At 60.4% G+C, this 17298-nt stretch carries 15 protein-coding genes; 9 read left to right on the top strand and 6 right to left on the bottom strand.

Annotation, left to right across the window (positions count from 1 at the left end; all coding sequences use genetic code 11):
- Nucleotide 1: 1 nt before the first annotated feature.
- Complete coding sequence (locus CKW38_RS17545) at nucleotides 2-853, bottom strand: STAS domain-containing protein (protein ID WP_095113392.1); 852 nt, start codon at nucleotides 851-853, stop codon at nucleotides 2-4.
- 248 nt (nucleotides 854-1101) lie between these two features.
- On the opposite strand from CKW38_RS17545, the gene CKW38_RS17540 reads away from it, so the two are divergent.
- On the top strand, nucleotides 1102-1368 hold the full coding sequence (locus CKW38_RS17540) for a hypothetical protein (protein WP_007912542.1): 267 nt from the start codon (nucleotides 1102-1104) through the stop codon (nucleotides 1366-1368).
- A 307-nt stretch (nucleotides 1369-1675) separates the two neighbouring features.
- On the opposite strand, the gene CKW38_RS17535 is transcribed toward CKW38_RS17540, so the two are convergent.
- Entirely contained in the window at nucleotides 1676-2197 is a 522-nt protein-coding gene (locus tag CKW38_RS17535) for a DUF4142 domain-containing protein (RefSeq protein WP_007912543.1), read from the bottom strand.
- A gap of 205 nt (nucleotides 2198-2402) precedes the next feature.
- Between CKW38_RS17535 and CKW38_RS17530 the strand changes: the two genes are divergently transcribed.
- Nucleotides 2403-2645 (top strand): YdcH family protein, encoded by a 243-nt coding sequence (locus CKW38_RS17530; protein ID WP_016983385.1) that lies wholly within the window; start codon nucleotides 2403-2405, stop codon nucleotides 2643-2645.
- A gap of 109 nt (nucleotides 2646-2754) precedes the next feature.
- The gene (locus CKW38_RS30215; protein ID WP_007912545.1) at nucleotides 2755-2919 is read left to right on the top strand and encodes a hypothetical protein; all 165 of its coding nucleotides are present in this window, start codon (nucleotides 2755-2757) and stop codon (nucleotides 2917-2919) included.
- A 133-nt stretch (nucleotides 2920-3052) separates the two neighbouring features.
- Here CKW38_RS30215 and CKW38_RS17525 read toward each other — a convergent pair whose 3' ends face one another.
- From CKW38_RS17525 to CKW38_RS17510, 4 genes are all read right to left on the bottom strand, one after another.
- On the bottom strand, nucleotides 3053-4129 hold the full coding sequence (locus CKW38_RS17525; protein ID WP_095113391.1) for an SMP-30/gluconolactonase/LRE family protein: 1077 nt from the start codon (nucleotides 4127-4129) through the stop codon (nucleotides 3053-3055).
- The gene (locus CKW38_RS17520) at nucleotides 4126-5271 is read right to left on the bottom strand and encodes an SRPBCC family protein (protein WP_095113390.1); all 1146 of its coding nucleotides are present in this window, start codon (nucleotides 5269-5271) and stop codon (nucleotides 4126-4128) included. Before CKW38_RS17520 ends, CKW38_RS17525 begins: the two co-directional genes overlap by 4 nt.
- 111 nt (nucleotides 5272-5382) lie before the next feature.
- Entirely contained in the window at nucleotides 5383-6246 is an 864-nt protein-coding gene (locus CKW38_RS17515) for a LysR family transcriptional regulator (protein WP_007912548.1), read from the bottom strand.
- Nucleotides 6247-6500: 254 nt separating this feature from the next.
- Nucleotides 6501-8219, bottom strand: coding sequence for a hydrogenase maturation protein (locus CKW38_RS17510; protein ID WP_095113389.1), 1719 nt, complete (start codon nucleotides 8217-8219; stop codon nucleotides 6501-6503).
- A gap of 297 nt (nucleotides 8220-8516) precedes the next feature.
- On the opposite strand from CKW38_RS17510, the gene CKW38_RS17505 reads away from it, so the two are divergent.
- The 6 genes from CKW38_RS17505 (at nucleotide 8517) to CKW38_RS17480 (ending at nucleotide 16988) form a co-directional block, all read left to right on the top strand.
- Nucleotides 8517-9023, top strand: a complete 507-nt coding sequence (locus tag CKW38_RS17505; RefSeq protein WP_007912551.1) for a sigma-70 family RNA polymerase sigma factor — start codon at nucleotides 8517-8519, stop codon at nucleotides 9021-9023.
- Nucleotides 9020-9967, top strand: a complete 948-nt coding sequence (locus CKW38_RS17500) for a FecR domain-containing protein (protein WP_095113388.1) — start codon at nucleotides 9020-9022, stop codon at nucleotides 9965-9967. Before CKW38_RS17505 ends, CKW38_RS17500 begins: the two co-directional genes overlap by 4 nt.
- Nucleotides 9968-10058: 91 nt before the next feature.
- Nucleotides 10059-12968 carry a TonB-dependent receptor gene (locus CKW38_RS17495; RefSeq protein WP_095113387.1) on the top strand — a complete coding sequence of 970 codons (2910 nt, stop codon included), beginning with the start codon at nucleotides 10059-10061 and terminating at the stop codon, nucleotides 12966-12968.
- A 270-nt stretch (nucleotides 12969-13238) separates the two neighbouring features.
- The gene (locus tag CKW38_RS17490) at nucleotides 13239-13715 is read left to right on the top strand and encodes an antitoxin Xre/MbcA/ParS toxin-binding domain-containing protein (protein WP_007912557.1); all 477 of its coding nucleotides are present in this window, start codon (nucleotides 13239-13241) and stop codon (nucleotides 13713-13715) included.
- Complete coding sequence (locus tag CKW38_RS17485; protein ID WP_095113386.1) at nucleotides 13712-14215, top strand: RES family NAD+ phosphorylase; 504 nt, start codon at nucleotides 13712-13714, stop codon at nucleotides 14213-14215. The genes CKW38_RS17490 and CKW38_RS17485 overlap by 4 nt, the downstream gene beginning before the upstream one ends.
- A gap of 118 nt (nucleotides 14216-14333) precedes the next feature.
- Nucleotides 14334-16988 (top strand): TonB-dependent receptor, encoded by a 2655-nt coding sequence (locus CKW38_RS17480; protein WP_095113385.1) that lies wholly within the window; start codon nucleotides 14334-14336, stop codon nucleotides 16986-16988.
- Nucleotides 16989-17298: the final 310 nt, after the last annotated feature.

Below are 17298 nucleotides of genomic sequence, written 5' to 3'. Positions count from 1 at the left end.
CTTATACCGTCTTGACGAGGCTGATACCCAGACGGGTCAGGGCCAGTTTCAGCGCATCGGCCAGATTGGCCTTGGTCACCACGCCTTGCAGGTCGAGGCCGAGGTGGACGATGGTTTGCGCGATCTGCGGACGTACGCCGCTGATGATGCAATCGGCGCCCATCAGGCGGATTGCGGTCACGGTTTTCAACAGGTGCTGGGCGACCAGGGTATCGACGGTCGGCACGCCGGTGATGTCGATGATGGCGATTTCCGAACCGGTGTCGACGATGCGTTGCAGCAGCGACTCCATCACCACTTGCGTGCGCTGGGAGTCGAGGGTGCCGATCATTGGCAGGGCGAGTACGCCGTCCCACAGCTTGACCACCGGGGTCGACAGCTCCAGCAGTTCTTCCTGCTGACGCTTGATCACCGCTTCGCGGGATTTTTGAAAGGTGCGGATGGTGTGCATGCCGAAGGCGTCGAGCAGTTCCGAGACTTCCCAGAGCTGTTCGGCGAGCAGCGCAGGCTGGTCTTTGTAATGGTTCTGCAGGAGGTTAAACAGCGGGCCTTTGAGGGCGAAGATGAAACTGGCGGTCTGCTGCGAATCCTGGCCGAGCAGTGCGCGGCTGTGGGAGAGCTTTTCGAGAAACTGGCGGGTGGTCTCCCAACCGGGTGCGGCGATGTTGGTGCCGTTGTCGTTCTCGATGCCACTGACCACCAGTTGCAGGAATTCCGTGGTCTGTTGCTGCAGATCGTGCTCTTTCAGGTTACGCGTGGCGCCGCTGGCTTGCAGGCCGTTGATCCATTCGCCCAGCAGTTGTGCTTGTTTGTTTTTCATCGCATCGAGTGTGCTGTTCTGCAGTGCTGCCATGTGCCTGTTGCTCCGTCGCGAATTAGGGGGCGGTCGTGAAAATGATCGCCGCGAAGTGATCGACATTTGCCGTTCGAAATAGTTGTTCGTTCACGCACGTATATTTTTTGATCTGGCGCAAGGAACGTCCCGGTAACTCTAGTCGGCGTGGCCGGGCGCGGCGAAGTTTTGAACGTTGGCGTGGGGCAGGCTTCGAATCTTTGACACCCGGCGGATGTGCGCCGGGGTGTTTGACCAACGAGGTGGCCATGAACGAGCAAACGAAGCAGCAGAGCCAATCTGGCGAACCGATCAATCGCAATGATCCGGCTATCGACCCGCAGGTGCCGGGGCAGCCGGTGCCGACGCAGCAGCAGGGCGATGGCGGGCAGGCGCAGAGTGGCGATCCGGCGGTGGATCAGAAGAACAAGCACACGGACAACGACAATGAGTTCAGCCCGGGCTTCGAGCCAAAACCGGACCGGGCTAAGCCGGGCGAGGAGACCGATGCTGATATTGATACGGATGGCGGTTGATTTCGGCGGATATGACAAGGCCGCATCTATTGAATGCGGCCTTTTTTTTGCTTTGGATTTGTGGCGTTGCGGACATCGATCCCCCTCACCCCAGCCCTCTCCCCCAAGGGGGCGAGGGGGAAGGGAGCCGATCTCGGTGCTTTTCAAAAGCTCAGTTCAGCTCGAGATTTCAGATCGGGGGCTGTTCAGAACCTGCGTTCGACTCAAAACGTTCAGGTCGGCGTAACTCGAGCATCCACCTCGGTCGGCTCCCTCTCCCTCCGGGCGGTCCGACGTTTCGGGAGGGCTGGGGTGAGGGTAAGGCTGTTTACTTGCTCGGATGCTTGGCCTGCAGTTCCTTGGCGGCGGCCAAATGTTTTTCCAGGGCTGGCAGCATTTTCTGCGCAAACGCCTTCAATTCAGGAGCGCCTTTGACCTTGTCATCGGTCACGGTATTGGCTTGTTTCTTGAACAGCTCGATGGTCTCTTCGTGCGCCTTCACCTGATTGTTGGCGTAGGCCGCGTCGAAAGACTCATCACGCACTTCGAGGATTTTTTCCTTGGCCTGTTTGACCAGAGTCGTGGTGTCCGGGACTTCGATGTCGTTAGCCTTGGCAATGGTCGCCAGCTCATCGTTGGCCTTGCCATGGTCGGTGATCATCATATTGGCGAAGGCCTTGATGTCAGCCGATTGGCTTTTTTCCAGCGCCAGTCGACTGGTTTCGATTTCCGCGATGCCACCGGCAGCGGCGTTATCGACAAAGTCATTGTCAGTCGCAGCGAAGGCGCTGCCCATGCCGCTGCTCAAAGCGACAGCCAAAACCAGATGACGCAGGTTGAATCCGTCCATTGGTGTATCTCCACGCAGTTTTTGTTGGTGTTAACCAATGGAGGCAATGTGGCGAATAAAGGTTTGATCGCATTTGCGACAGGGCGACGAACGGACACCGCTGGTCTGACAGGTGGTCGACAGAAGCGCCCAACCGAGGCCATTCTGATAACTGGCCAGCGCAATCGGTCGTGTTGGCCAGCCGATCAACTGACGGAGGTGTTCCATGCCGGTGACCCATGATCTGTTACAGGACTTGAAGCTTACAAAGGAAGAGATCCAGCAAAAACGCACCGCGGATCCACATCTGGATGCCCTGATCAACAAGTACTCCCAGGCGGACGCCGAGGTAGTCAAGGCCGAGACTGCCACCTCGGATGCTCCCAGCGACGACACGCTGAAAAAACTCAAAGAAAAGCGCTTGCAGGTCAAAGACAAGATTGTCGAGCAATTGCAGGCGCGAACCTGAGGCCTTGTTGATCCGCCGACCTGCGGTTGCGGATTGACGGGAACGACAGCCCCGACCGGCACCTCGAATGTACAGAGTCTTCTTTTACCGACTCTTTACGAGGTGCCTTATGAACGATCCCAAATTCCCCAGTGAAGAGCAGGGCGCATTCGACCCGGTTCCCACGCATCCCGAACCCAACAGCCCGGCGCATACCACGGCCAATCCTGAAGAACCGGATGAGGATCTTCCCGAAGACGAAGATCCGGACAAGTTCGACAAGTCCAGCAACTGAAAGATCGCCATCGCTGGCAAGCCAGCTCCCACAGTGAATGGTGTTGTCCGCAAATGCCGTGGTCAGCAAAGAACCCTGTGGGAGCTGGCTTGCCAGCGATGGCGTCAGTAGGCTCGATACAGATCCAGCAGGTTCACTTCAGCGCCGCATCCAACGGCATCCGCGCCATATGCGTCGCCTTCAACGAGCCGAAATACAACCACGGCCCATACTCGCGCACCGTGGTAATCGGCGAATAATTGCCACTGCTCGCATCCTGCAGATTGGCGAGCACCTTGCCGTCCAGATCCAGCCCCAGAACAAACCCGCGCTTCTCCACCGGTTTCGGTAAAACCTTCAGCGCCCGCACGATCATCTTGCGCACGAATGGATGCCCCGCAGTGCCATCAAGCAGAGCATTGCGCGGCGCATACAACGCCACCCAGAACCGATTGCTGCCATTGAACGCCAGGTTGTCCGGCAGCCCCGGCAGGTTGTCGATGAACAGGTCGTGAGTGCCGGCTTTCGGCCCGGTCAGCCAATAACGGCTGATGCGATAGGCACCGGTTTCGTTGACCAGCACATAGGCGTCGTCCGGGCCGAGGGTCACGCCGTTGGCGAACTCCAGCTTGTCCAGCAGCACACTGGTTTTGCCGCTCTGAAAGTCATAGCGCAGCAGACGTCCATCGCCGCCGTGCTCAATGACCGCCTCGCCGTCATGGCCATAACCCCAGCGGCTGGAAGCATCGCTGAAATAGGCGTAATGCCCGGACTTGTCGATGGCCACGTCATCAGTAAAACCGAAGGCCAGTCCATTGGCCTCCGTGGTCAAAGGAACCAGCTGACCTTGCGCATCGAGGGACAGCAAGCCCTTGACCCCATCGGCAATGACCAGCAAGCCGTTCGGATGCCGGGCCAATCCCAGCGGTCGGCCACCGGTGTCGGCGAGTACTTTGCGTTGCTGGCCGTCGAGGCTGGTGCGGATCAGTCGGCCGTCGTGCAGTCCGGTGATCAGGAAGTCACTCTCCAGCAGCAAGGCTTCCGGTCCCTCGATGTCGCTCGGCCCGACCTGCACTGCGCCTTTGAGTTTCTGATTCTCGGCGTAGAGACCTTCTTTCAGCGAAGGTGCTGGAGGCGGCGTCCAGGCCACGGGTTCGACTTTGGTCGGCATCAATAATAAGAACGCGATGACGATGAGGATCAGCAGCAACAACAGATGCCGTAGCTTCACGCGCTGGCCCTCGTCGATGCCAGGTATTGCGCGGCCATGTCGCGCAGCGCCAGCATTGATGCGGCGGATTCACGCTCGATGCGCCGTTTCAGCAGCAGGTGATTGGCGATGCGCATGCCCAGTCCTTCGAAGCGATAATCCAGCGTGCGCACGAACCGCGTGCCGCTGCTTGCCGCGCTGCATTCATAGGTCAGCAGCAACGACAATCCATGATCGCCTTGCGCCCGCGCGCACCAGCGCCGACCGGGCAAATACTCGGTGACCTCCCAGCTCAAATGGCCTTCACGTCCACCCGCGTGAATGTCCTCTTCGAAGCGCGAGCCGGCATGCAGCGGGCCGTGGGCGCCGTCGATTTTCAGCGAAGAGGGGTGCCACTCCGGCCAGCGACCGACGCTGGCGGCGTAGGCGAGCACGGCAATCGGGTCGCCAGCGATATCGATGGTGTGCTGCATACGGGTCATGGGCATTCTCGAATAGCTCAAAGGGGCGGTTTCCGGCTCCCAGTACAGGGTGCCGAACAGGTAGTCCATCAGCGGCAGAACGATGTTGAAGTTGCGCTCCTGCATGCGCTCGCGGCGGTGATGCAATTCGTGCAGACGGCGCATCTGGCGGATCCACGGCAGGCGGGTCAGCGGGTTGTGCGGCGGCAGGTGTTCGCAGGCGTGGAATATTTCGTAAGTCAGATAACCGAGGACCATGCAGCCGCCGAACAGTCCGGCGACGTTGGCGTTGGCTTGTGCGATCAGCCACCACAGCGGCAGGGTAATCACCAGCGTGTGCACTACGATCAGCCACGCCGGGAACAGAATCACCCGCCAGTCGCGGGCACTGTCGTAGGTCATGTGGCCGGGGGTGAAGAAGCTGTGATGATCGCCGGCATGCCGGGCGTAGAACATTTTCGCGAAGGCTTTTTTGTGGTGGCCGAGATGGCGATGGACCATGTACACGCCGAAATTGAACAACAGCAGGGTCAGCGGCACTGTCAGCCATTCCAGCAAGCTGACCTGCTGCACGCTGCTCCAGAACCCACCGATGGCCAGCACCCCGAACAACAGCACGAAGGCGCCGTGCAGCCAAGGGCTGTACAGCGGATGAATGGCCGCACGGTAACGGCTGCGGAATATCTCGGTGGTCTGCCTCACTGCTTCACCTGCGGGTATTGTTGTTATACCCGGCAGATTAGCCGATCCGGCCGTTTGTGCAGGCCGGACCTCGATGGCACATGCGCCATGCTCCGGTGTAATGCTGCCGCTTCAGCTCAAAGGGTTCCAGCGTTGCGACCAGTCGTCATCGGTGCGGATCACTTCGCGCAGCAGGTGGAAGGCTTGCTGCAGCGTCGCCGAATCGCGATCGCGTGAGTAGACAAGGTAAGTCGGGTAGCCAAATTCCGGAGCTTTGGTCACCGCTTCGAGGGCGCCGCTTTCCAGGTAGGTGCGCACCACACGAGTGCGGAAGTAGCCGCTGCCGCCGTGTTCGAGGATGTATTGCAGGGCCAGCGGGCCGAGGTTGAAACTCAGCGCCGCTTTGGCTTTTTCCGGCAGGGCAGCGTCATGCTGGCGGCGGAAGTCCGGGCCCCAGTCGATGTAGACGTAGGGATCGGGGCGATCGGGAGCGCGCACCAGAATCAGTTTTTCTTCCAGCACTTGCTCGACCTGCAAGCCCGGCCAGTATTCCGGCTGATAGACCAGTGCCGCGTCGAGCACGCCGAGTTCCAACTGGCGCAGCAGGTTTTCACCGTCGCGGATTTCCATGCGCAGGGCATGCCCGGGAATCTTCTCGCGCAGTTCCGCCGCCCAACTGAGCATCAACGGGTTGCACAGGCTGACTTCGCCGCCGATGTGCAGCACGTTGTGATAACCCTCGGGCAGTGGCAGGTCGCGGCGCGCCGCTTCCCAGGTCTGCACCAGCTGATTGGCGTAGACCACAAAGGCCTCGCCATTGGGCGTCAGTTTCGCCCCGGCGCGGTTGCGCACGAACAGCGTACTGCCTAGCTGGCTTTCGAGTTTCTGCACCCGGGCGGTGATTGCCGTTTGCGTGACGAACAGCTTCTGTGCGGCGGCGGCGAGGCTGCCGTGACGGACGATTTCCAGAAAGGTGCGAGCGAGATCGATGTCCATGGGCGGGCCGGTGTTTGAGGTGCGGCATTGTAACGGCAAAAGCCCCTCATCGGATCGCCGCCCGCCTAACCCTCTCCCGGCGGGAGAGGGGACCGATTGGGGGATATTGAAGCAATGCACTGACTTGAACGATCAGCGTTGAATCCATAATCGACTCGATTTTTCAGGTCGATGCAGGGCGCCAGACACCTCGGTCGGTCCCCTCTCCCTCTGGGAGAGGGCTAGGGTGAGGGAAAATGCAGTCAGCGCCAAAATCAACTGGCCAACTCGGTCAAACGCACCCGCGCCCACTCTTCAATCAACCGCGCCGGCGTGCCACACACCTTACGCTTGAAGACAAAATTTCGGCACTTCTCGGCAAACTGATGGCGGTTGTAGAGCATGTCCTCCTGCATCTCCTGCAACTCGGTTTCGCGGCATTGCTGGATCAACGCCTGATCAACCCGCGCCTTGCGCTCGCGCACCGCGGCATAGGTCGGATCGCTCAGCACAGCATTGGCCCGCTGCAGCAACCACAACGAAAACTCGTCCGGGCAACGCGGGCCGATTTCCTGAACCATGCCCAGTTGCCACGCCTGCACCGCGCTTACCGGCAGGCAAGCCTGGGTCAATTGCTCGGCCATCGCCGGGCCGACGGCGCGGGGCAGGCTGTAGGTCCAGTATTCGGAGCCGTACAAACCCATGCTCTTGTAATGCGGATTGAGCACCACATCGGCGCGGGCAAACACGATGTCGGCCGCCAGTGCGAGCATCACGCCACCGGCGCCCGCGTTGCCGGTGACGCCGCTGACCACCAGTTGCCGGGCCGTCAGCAGTTCTGCGCAGACGTCGTCGATTGCCTGAATATTGGCCCAGGCTTCGGCGCCAGGATCCTGCGCAGCCTGAATCACATTCAAATGCACGCCGTTGGAAAAACTGCCGCGCCCACCCTTGATCAGCAACACTTGGGTATCACGGGACTTGGCCCAGCGCAGCGCGGCGACCATGCGCTGGCATTGCTCGGTGCTCATGGCGCCGTTGTAGAACTCGAAGGTCAATTCGCCGACGTTGCCGGATTCGCGATAACGAAGCGGTTGATAGGCTTCGTCACTGAACGGCTGTGTAGCGATCGACCAGTCCAGCACCGGCACGTCGGTCAGTTGCCCGGCCAACAGGTGCCGCGCCGGTTGCTTGAAGGTTTCTTCGCCAGGTTGCGGTTTACGCCGCAGTGCGCCGATCCACAGGCTTTGATCACCCGCCGCAACCAGCACCGCATCGTCATGCACCGCGAGAATCTCGCCGGGCATGCCGCTGCGCGAATCGAGGTGTGCGTCGTACACGTAATACTGACCGCCAGCGAGGCTCGCCAACACGCCGGGCTGGCCGTCGGCGGCATCGATGCAACGTTTGATGAAGCGTGCGCAATCGTGCCAGCTGAAACTGCGGTCGACCTGTTTCATGTTCGGTTGCAAGCGCCCGCGCACCTTCGTATCGGCGTAATCCAGCGCCACCGGCTCAAAGCCTTCGACGAATTTCTCCACCACTTCGCGTATGCAGCGAATCGCCGCGTCACTGACCCGACCGTTGTACAGCTCGGATTTGCGCAGGCCCGCTGGCAGATTGAATTCGCAGGTAGCCCACACCGGGCCGGCGTCCATTTCCTCGACGGCCTGCAGTGCGGTGACGCCCCAGCTCGGCAGCTCGTTGGTAATCGCCCAGTCGAGGGCACTGGCGCCGCGATCGCCGACGATGCCGGGATGGATGATCACCACCGGACGCTCGGCGTTGCTCCACAGTGCCTGCGGAACGCGGTCCTTGAGGAACGGGCAGATCACCAGATCCGCGCCACTGTTCTCGATCTGTTCGCACACAGCCTGTTCATTGGTAAACAGCACGACGCTGGGTGAGTGCCCGGCCTCGCGCAGTTCCAGCCAGGCGCGTTGGGTCAGGCCATTGAATGCTGACGACAGCAGAATGATGTTGAGTGGTCGCATGCTTGCTCTTCCTTGAGTGGATTCAGCCACGGGCTCTCGCTGAGCCGTCCTTGGCTTTCGATGGAGCCGCGAGATTAATCAGTGGCCGGCCACGCGCCAGTGACCGAGGTCAACGTTGTGTCAGCCAATGTTTCTGCGGCGACCAAACGCCTTATGCTCAATGGTTTGCTTGTGCTGATTTTTTATTACTTCAAATGTCTTCGAGGCTATTGCACAGTCGCGCCTGATCAGAGCCGGACGATCCCGGCAGAACGATGGTTTTTCGCAGCGGGTGGGACCCGTTTCAGGGAGCAAGGCATGGGTGGGTACAACCCGCATTACCAGATCATCGGGCAGATGTTCCAAAAGGACTATCGCTGGCTGTGCGCTGCCGTTGGCCGCACGCTGGGTTGCCCGCACAGTGCGCAAGACATTGCCTCGGAAACCTTTTTGCGGGTATTGGCACTGCCGGACCCCACGGCCATTCGTGAGCCACGCGCGCTGCTGACCACCATCGCCCGGCGGCTGGTGTACGAAGGTTGGCGCCGTCAGGACCTTGAACGCGCTTATCTGGACAGTCTGGCGCTCGCGCCCGAGCCGGTGCATCCGTCCCCGGAAGAACGCGCGCTGGTGATCGAAGCACTGCTGGCGGTCGATCGCCTGCTCAATGGGCTGTCGGCCAAGGCAAAAGCGGCGTTTCTCTACCATCAACTCGACGGTTTGACTTACAGCGAGATCGGCGAGCGCCTCGGTGTCTCCACCAGCCGCGTACAGCAATACATGGTCGAAGCGTTCAAGCGCTGCTATCAGGCGATGCAGGCATGAGGCCGGACGAAGCGGTGATCGACGAGGCGGCGCAATGGTTGGCGTTGCTGCAATCGGGCGAGGCGGGCATGGCCGAGCGGGCCGCATTCGAGGCTTGGCGTGTTGCTGATCCTCGGCATCAGCAGGTTATCGATCAAATGGGCGGCGGCCTCAATCTGCTGCGTAACCCGAGCCTGCGCAACGTGCCGCGCAACAGCCTGCTGCACAGTCTCAATGCGCCGTCGAGTCGGCGACGCTTTATCAGCGGCAGTTTGAGTGTGCTCGGCATTGCGCTGTTGGCCGGGTTGCTCGGACGGCGTTACGGCTGGCTGCCGGAGGCGGGGGAGTTGTCGACCGGAACCGGCGAGCGACGTGACTTCACCTTGGCCGACGGCAGTGCGTTGGCGCTCAATGCGCGCAGTCGTGTGGTGCCTTTGTTTGACGGCCAGCAACGACTGCTCGCGTTGCGCAGTGGTGAATTGTTGGTCGACGTGGCCAAAGAATCGGCGCGGCCCTTTGTGGTCGAGACCGGGCACGGTCGCATGCGTGCACTGGGGACGAAGTTTCTCGTGCAGTACAGCGAGGAGGCGACGCGATTGGTGATGCTTCATTCGCAAGTTGAAGTAGTCACCGCAGGTGGCGCGCGGCAAGTGGTGGCGGCCGGCGAAAGTCTGCTGTTCAACGGTGCCGGGTTGCTGGCGCTGGAGCGCAGCAACGGCCAGGAAAGTGCCTGGGTGCAGGGGCGCCTGGAAGTCCGCGACCGGCCTCTGCGCGAGGTCATCGACAGCCTGCGCCGTTACCGTCGCGGCATTTTGCATCTGAGTCCGGAAGTTGCCGATCTGCGCCTCAGCGGGCTGTATCCGCTCGACGACAGTGATCGCACCCTGCAACTGCTGGAGCACTCGCTGCCGATCCGCGTGACCTGGCACAACCCGTACTGGGTCAGCGTCGACGCGCGGTTATAAATCCATAACTTCTTGGCCTAATCGCCGCCCTATAAAAAGCGCCGGCCCGCTGCTCATTCCCTGCAGATGCCTCCAACAGGGAAACCCTTCGATGTTCTCATTCAAACAACAATTACCTCGATTGACCCTCGCCGCTGCCTTGGCGCTGGGCCTCAGTCCACTGGCGGCAGTCGCTCAGGAACCTGCTGCGGCGGTGTTCACCTTCGACATCGCTAGCGGACCGCTCGACGAAGTGCTGCTGGGCATCTCGCGACAGAGCGGTGTACCGATTTCCTTCAGTCAGGAGCTGGTGCAGGGCAAACGCAGCGCGGCGGTGCGCGGGGCGTTGGGCGGTCGTCAGGCAGTGGAAAAGGCTTTGCTCGGCAGCGGCCTGCAAGTCGAGCAAAGCGCTCAGGGGCTGACCGTTCGCGCAGCCGATGCGCCGGTGAAAGTCACTGCCGTGGCACCGGTCACCAGCGCCGATTACCGCATGGAAAAAATCACCGTCACCGGCTCGCGCATTGCACGCGCGCAAAGCGATGGCGCCACGCCGGTCAACGTCATCACCCACGAAGAAATGGAAGCGCGCGGCTACAAAAACGTCTACGACGCCCTGGCCACACAAACGCAAAACACCGGCATGACCCAAGGCGAAGATTACGGCAATACCTGGCAACCGGCGGCCAGTGCACTCAACCTGCGCGGCCTCGGCCCGAACCATACGCTGGTGTTGATCAATGGCCGTCGCGTGGCCGATTACCCGACGCCATACGACGGCAAGGTCAACTTCACCAACCTGGCGAACATTCCGTCGGCGGTCATCGAACGCATCGAAATCCTCAGCAGCGGCGCCTCGGCGATTTACGGCTCGGACGCGATCGCCGGGGTGGTCAACATCATCCTCAAGGACAAGATCAACGGCGTCGACGTCAATCTCAAGGGCGGCACCAGTGAGCGCGGCGGCGGTGACAACCAGCGTTTGCAGATCAGTGGCGGCGGCAGTTGGGGCGACTTCGACGGTTTGTTTGGCCTGGAGCTGACTAACCGCGATCCAATCTGGGCCGATGACCGTGGCTTTATGCAAAACGGCCCGCTGGCGGACGTCGGTTACCGCCGCGACTTGAGTAACAGTCGCTATCTGGGACCAGGTTGCGGCGCCTATCAGGGCACCTTCGACAACAAACTGGTCAACAGTGGCGGGCGCTGCCGTACCGACCAGATGTACAACGATTACTGGACCGTGCAGACCCAGAAAGAAAACTACGACGGCTACACCCGTGGCACCTGGCATTTCAGTGACAGCGGTCAGGTCTTCGCCGATTTGATGTACGGCCTCGACCACATCCAGAACAACACACGCGGGCCGACCTTCACCTCGCCGGACTTCATCAACCAGAACAGCGGCAATCTGGAACGCTGGTATCGCCGTTTCGGTGAGGAAGAGATCGGCGGACGCACCAGCAATAACAGTAAGTGGCGCGATACCTCGTGGACCGGCACCCTCGGCCTCTCGGACAAGATCGCCGACACTGGCTGGAGTTACGATCTGGCGGCCAATCGCTCGGAGTATCGCAGCGTCAGAACCACTCGCTACACGCCGCTGGCATCGATTCAGGATTTCTACCTCGGTCCGCAGTTGGGTGTGAGCGGCGGTTATCCGGTGTTCGCCCCGGACGCCTCGCGGCTCGACCGGCCACTGACGCCGCAGGAGTGGCAGCAGTTTCGCGGCAACCTGACCCAGAGCAGCAAGTCGGTATCGACCAGCTACAACGCTTCGGTCAACGGTGATCTGTTCGATCTGCCGGCCGGTCCGGTGGGCTTCGCCGGGGTGCTGGAGGCGGGCAAGCAGGAATACCGTGTCGATCCGGATGACGGCCTCAACGACGGCACGTTCTACGGCGTAAGCCCACAGCAAAGCTCCGGGGGCTCGCGCAAGCGTTATGCGGCGGGCGGCGAGTTCAGCATTCCGGTCACCGACACGATTCTGGCGACTGCCGCCGGGCGCTGGGATCAATACAAGTTCAGTGGCCGCACCGAGCAGCAGAAAACCTACAACCTCGGGCTGGAATGGCGCCCGGTGACCAGCCTGTTGCTGCGCGGCAGTTACGGCACCAGTTTCCGTGCGCCGGACCTGAACTACATCTATCAGTCCGACAGCAACGGCTACTACCCGGCGCAAATCGATTACTACGGTTGCAGCCAGGGCGTGGAGGGTGCCTGTGAACGCGGGCGCGTTGACTACACCCAGAGCGGCACGGCGAACCTGGAGTCGGAACGCGGCAAATCCTGGACCTACGGGTTTGTCTGGTCGCCGTCGCGCAACTTCGATTTCTCCACGGATTTCTGGCGCGTGGAGATCGACGATCTGCTGACCACCGTCGATGAAAACCGCTTGCTGCAACAAGAGAACGAGTGCCGCAATGGCACTCAGGACATCAACTCGGCCAATTGCCAATCGACGCTGGCGCGCATCGATCGCAACGCCGGCAATGCGGCGGTCGATCCGAACCAGCTGAATCGCGTGCGGGTCAACGCGATCAACGCCGCCAGCGAGCGGGTCAGTGGTCTGGACTTCAAAAGCAACATCCGCTGGGGCGCCGGGCAGTACGGTGCGTTCAGTTCGGCGCTGGGCTACACCCTGGTGCTGTCGCATTACTACAAGGAATCGGAAGAGGCGCCGACACAAGACTGGCGCACCTCACGCACCAACTACGACTGGCGCAGCAAGGTCAACGCCAGCCTGACCTGGGATTATCAGAAAGCCACGGCGACGCTGATGGGCATTCGTTACGGTTCGGTCACCAACGGTGCGGGGGACGGGCGCCTGTCGCCGTGGACAGTGTTCAACGCCAGTGCGCGTTACAAACTCAATGATCGGGCGAGTGTTGGCCTGACCGTGAACAACGTGCTTGATCAGGTTAAACACGACGACTCGGCGGGGTGGCCGTACTACCCGACTGGCAACTATGACCCGTACGGACGGCAATGGTGGCTCGATGTGAGTTATCACTTCGGCGGCTGATGGCTGGAATTTCGCGTTTACGTCCTACGGAAATTGGCGATTTTTGCGGCAAGCAGGGGATATTTCCGACGACTTTTTCAGGTTGGTCGTCGGAAGCGCGACCTATAGCATCGGACCTGACATTGAAGTCGCTGAGCGGCTTGAACGCTCAGGCTCCCAGATAAAGGATCGATTATGCGTACCCCTCACATCGAGCATGAAACGCCTGCTTATTCTCATCGGTATTTTTGGCGCGATGATCGCGCCAGGTGCCCTATGGAGGATGTTGCGATGCCCACAGTACAAACACCTCGGCTCACGGGGCTGAAAAAGGCCGACGGAAAACCTGTCGAGTTGCTCGTGAACGGCCAGAACATAGACGACGATGCCTTGCTGATCGTCCACCTGACTGACCAGGGCTTTGAATTGAGCGACGTCGTCAACATGCTTTCAACCTCCGAGCTATATCTGCAAGGCGACATGGTCAAGCGTATCACCGGCAAATCTGTCAGAACCGTGCGCCGTCTCCTGAAGGAGGGCAATCCGGTACGGCTTGACCCGCAGCAGAGTGTCGTCGCCTACCAATACGCATTGGTGCTGGAAATGGCCATTCGGGCATTCGGGGGACAGCCACGGGCGGAGGAGTGGATGCAGAAGCCCACCCCTTACCTGAACGGCCACGTGCCGTTGGAGTTGACCCGACACCCACTGGGTTTCCAGAGGGTGGAGCAACATTTGGGTCGGCTCATTTACGGGGTTACTCCATGAATCCCTTGCCCTGGGATGAACGTTGGTATGCGTGGCGACTGGATCCCGAGGTATACCGATGTACGTGGGACAGCGGGATTGGTTCAGAGGTGAACGGAGGCCGGTGGAATGCACCCGGCCGGCGTGTCGTTTACGCCTCAGTCGATCCGTCCTCTGCCATTCTGGAGGTGGCCGCTAATCGCAGTTTTGATGTGCTGGACAAGGAGCCTTATGTACTGACCTGCTTTGAAGTTATCAGCGACGCAAGGGTCAGAATCGTACAGCCGGAAGAGGTGCCGAATCCTTACTGGCTGAGTCCAGCACCGCCTTCACCCAATCAACAGCGGTTTGCCGACGCTTTGCTGGCTGAGCATCCATTTGTACTGATCCCATCAGCGGCAACCCGGCATTCGTGGAATTTGCTGGTGAGTTGCGATCTGGCAGAGGGGCAGTTCAAGATGATCTCTCAGGAGCGTTTCGGGCTGGATACCCGCTTGTTGAAGGAAGTGGCATTGGCTTGATACTGAGGCATGGCATTTTTTGCATAACCTCATCACCCAACGGTCTAAACCGTCCTCTATAAATCCTGATTCGTCATCGCACATCCCTGCATAAACCAAAACGCAGGGATGGCTGTTCATGATTCAGTTTTCACCCGTCAAATCACCTTTGAGCCTGGCCTTGCTGCTGGCAATCAACACGCTGCCGGCCATCGCCGCTGATAGCACGGCAACCGAACCGACCACTCAACTGCAGCGTGTCGAAGTCACGGGGACGGCAATTCGCCGGGTCGATGCAGAAACAGCGGTACCGGTCACCATCCTGCGCGTCGAAGAGTTGCGCGAGCAGGGCGTCACCACCACCGAGGAACTGGTCAGCCGCATTTCCGCCAACCAGTCTTCGGTTGGCTCCGGACGTTCGGTGGGTTCGAGCAGTGGCGGCGCGTCCTATGCAGACTTGCGTGGCATCGGCCCGAACAAGACGCTGGTGCTGCTCAACGGTCGCCGCCTGAGCAACAACGCGACCAACGCGATCAATGGCTCGGGTGTTGACCTCAACACCATTCCGTTTGCCGCCATTGACCGCGTGGAAGTGCTGCGCGATGGTGCCTCGGCGTTGTACGGCACTGATGCGATTGGCGGAGTGATCAACTTCATCACCAAGACCAGCCTCACCGAAGGGCAGATCAGCACTAACTACGACACACCGACGCACTCCGGTGGCGGTGAAAGCCGCAACTTCAGCGGCAGCTGGGGCTTCGGTGATTTGCAGGATGATCGCTTCAACGTGTTCGGCGTGGTCAGCTACGACAAGCAGCAACGTCTTGCTGCTGAGGATCGCGGCTACACCTACAACTATCAGCCGAACCGTGGACTCGACTACACCTCCGGCACCGCATCGCCGGCCAACTGGAGTCAGGGCAGTAACGCCACCAACCCCTTGGCCGGCTCCGGCTGCAACGCACCGGGGTTGCTGGCGCGCAACGGCGTCTGCCGGCAGAGCCTGTGGAACTACCTCGATCTGGTGCCGGAAACGGAGAAGACCTCGGCCTTCGCCAAAGCCACCGGCAAGCTGTCCGACGATCACAACGTCAGCCTCGAATACTTCTGGGCGCAAAACGAAAACCGCACGCAAATCGGCCCCGGCACCTTGATGGGTAATCAGGTCAACCCCGGTACGACGTTCTATCCGGGTAACGGCATCACGCCGGGGCCGAACGGCTTTGCCCTCGACCCGACGCAGCCGGTCGACGTGAACTGGCGCGAAACCGCCGTCGGCGCGCGCCAGCACGAAGACGACAACACCAGTCAGCGCTTGCTGCTGAGTTTCGACGGCACGCTGGTCGGTTGGGATTACAACCTCGGTGCCTCGTACAACCAGAACAAAGTGGTCAACAGTATTCAGGACGGTTACGTCAACGACCGCGCCGTCAGTGCCGGTATTGCCAACGGTGTGATCAATCCGTTCGGCCCGCAGACGGCTGCCGGCTCGGCGCTGTTGGCGGCCAACGCGGTGGACGGCGATTACGCCACGGCGGTCGGGCGGGTGAAGGCTATCGACGGGCGCATCAGCCGTGAAATCGGCGACTGGTTCGGTGCCGGCCCTTCGGCACTGGCGTTGGGCGGCGAATACCGCAAGGAAGATTTCCATCAGGATTTCGCGCAGTTTGCCGGCGACGTGCAAAGCCTCGGTGTCGATCCCAATGGCAGCGTGGCCGGCGATCGCAGCGTCTCGGCCGAGTACGCCGAGGTCAACGTGCCGGTGCTCGACAGCCTCGAACTGTCCGCTGCCGTGCGTCACGACAAGTACAGCGACTTCGGCAGCACCACCAATCCGAAGTATTCGTTCCGCTTCCAGCCGTTCAAGGAACTGGTGGTGCGCGGTGCCTACAGCGAAGGGTTCCGCGCGCCCTCGTTGTATGAGTTGTACAACCCGACCTTCACCAGTTTTACCAACGCCAACTACAACGATCCGCGCTTGTGCGCTGGCGGCAATCCGAGCAATGGCGGTATCGCCAACCGTGATTGCGCGCAGCAGTTCAATCGCACCAGTGGCGGCAATACCGACCTGAGCCCGGAAACCGCGCGCAACGTTACCCTCGGGTTTGTCTATCAACCGTTCGAGCGCCTGAGCGCCGGGCTGGATTTCTGGTGGATCGACATCGCCAACCAGATTGCCGAATTCCCCGAGTCGGCGGTGTTCGACAATCCTGAGCTGTACCCGGATCGCCTGATCCGCAAGCCGGACGGCTCCATCGATCACATCGTCACCGGGCTGGCCAACCTCGGCAAGATCAAGACCAACGGCGTCGACGTCAGCTTCGATTACCGTCTGCCGAGCACCCCGTACGGCAATTTCGGCATCGGCCTGCAAGGCACTTACGTCACTCGCTATGACTATCAGCAACAGCTCAAGGGCGACTACATCGACAAACTGGGCGATTTCCGTGGCGGCGACTTTGCTTCGGCGGGCGCCGTGGCGCGCTGGCGGCACAGCCTGACCGGCAGCTGGAATTACGGCCCGTTCGGCGCCGCACTGACCAACCGCTACACCAGCGGTTACCACGACTCCGATCGCGACACTCACGATTACGTCGGCTCGTACAACGTCTGGGATCTGGCCGGCACCTACACCTGGCGCAAGACCCTGAGCGTGACCCTCGGCGCGAAAAACCTGTTCGACCGCGAACCACCGTTCAGCAACCAGACGTACACGTTCCAGAGCGGCTACGACCCGAAATACGGCGATCCGTTTGGGCGGACGCTGTACACGCGGGTCAGTTACAAGTTCTGAAACGAGCCCTGTAGGAGCTGCCGAAGACTGCGATCTGTTGATCTTCCAACGGCGAAAGATCGCAGCCTTCGGCAGCTCCTACAGAACGGGCTTTAGCAGTTGGTGCGAATTTTAGTCACCTATTGATCTAAAGCCCGCCCTATAAAAATCGCCGGCCTGTTGCACATCACAGGTAGGCAGAAGGTGTATTGGCTGTTCTGGCCTCATCGCTGGCAAGCCAGCTCCCACATGGGATTTGTGAACACCACAGACCCTGTGGGAGGTGGTTGCCAGCGATGAGGCCAGTAGCAGCACCGTGTAAAAGGATCTG

The organism is Pseudomonas sp. Irchel 3H7, from assembly GCF_900187605.1.
GTDB lineage: Bacteria > Pseudomonadota > Gammaproteobacteria > Pseudomonadales > Pseudomonadaceae > Aquipseudomonas.
The sequence above is the reverse complement of the archived record's forward strand: the minus strand, read 5'-3'. Positions and strand labels throughout refer to the sequence as shown.

Bases quoted from the DNA above. Each gene is read 5' to 3' on its own strand.
- CKW38_RS17495 (WP_095113387.1), top strand. From the start codon at position 10,059: ATGTTCTCATTCAAACAACAATTACCTCGATTGACCCTCGCCGCTGCC.
- CKW38_RS17485 (WP_095113386.1), top strand. From the start codon at position 13,712: ATGAATCCCTTGCCCTGGGATGAACGTTGGTATGCGTGGCGACTGGAT.
- CKW38_RS17510 (WP_095113389.1), bottom strand. From the start codon at position 8,219: ATGCGACCACTCAACATCATTCTGCTGTCGTCAGCATTCAATGGCCTG.
- CKW38_RS17490 (WP_007912557.1), top strand. From the start codon at position 13,239: ATGCCCACAGTACAAACACCTCGGCTCACGGGGCTGAAAAAGGCCGAC.
- CKW38_RS17530 (WP_016983385.1), top strand. From the start codon at position 2,403: ATGCCGGTGACCCATGATCTGTTACAGGACTTGAAGCTTACAAAGGAA.
- CKW38_RS30215 (WP_007912545.1), top strand. From the start codon at position 2,755: ATGAACGATCCCAAATTCCCCAGTGAAGAGCAGGGCGCATTCGACCCG.
- CKW38_RS17540 (WP_007912542.1), top strand. From the start codon at position 1,102: ATGAACGAGCAAACGAAGCAGCAGAGCCAATCTGGCGAACCGATCAAT.
- CKW38_RS17545 (WP_095113392.1), bottom strand. From the start codon at position 853: ATGGCAGCACTGCAGAACAGCACACTCGATGCGATGAAAAACAAACAA.
- CKW38_RS17500 (WP_095113388.1), top strand. From the start codon at position 9,020: ATGAGGCCGGACGAAGCGGTGATCGACGAGGCGGCGCAATGGTTGGCG.
- CKW38_RS17535 (WP_007912543.1), bottom strand. From the start codon at position 2,197: ATGGACGGATTCAACCTGCGTCATCTGGTTTTGGCTGTCGCTTTGAGC.
- CKW38_RS17480 (WP_095113385.1), top strand. From the start codon at position 14,334: ATGATTCAGTTTTCACCCGTCAAATCACCTTTGAGCCTGGCCTTGCTG.
- CKW38_RS17505 (WP_007912551.1), top strand. From the start codon at position 8,517: ATGGGTGGGTACAACCCGCATTACCAGATCATCGGGCAGATGTTCCAA.
- CKW38_RS17515 (WP_007912548.1), bottom strand. From the start codon at position 6,246: ATGGACATCGATCTCGCTCGCACCTTTCTGGAAATCGTCCGTCACGGC.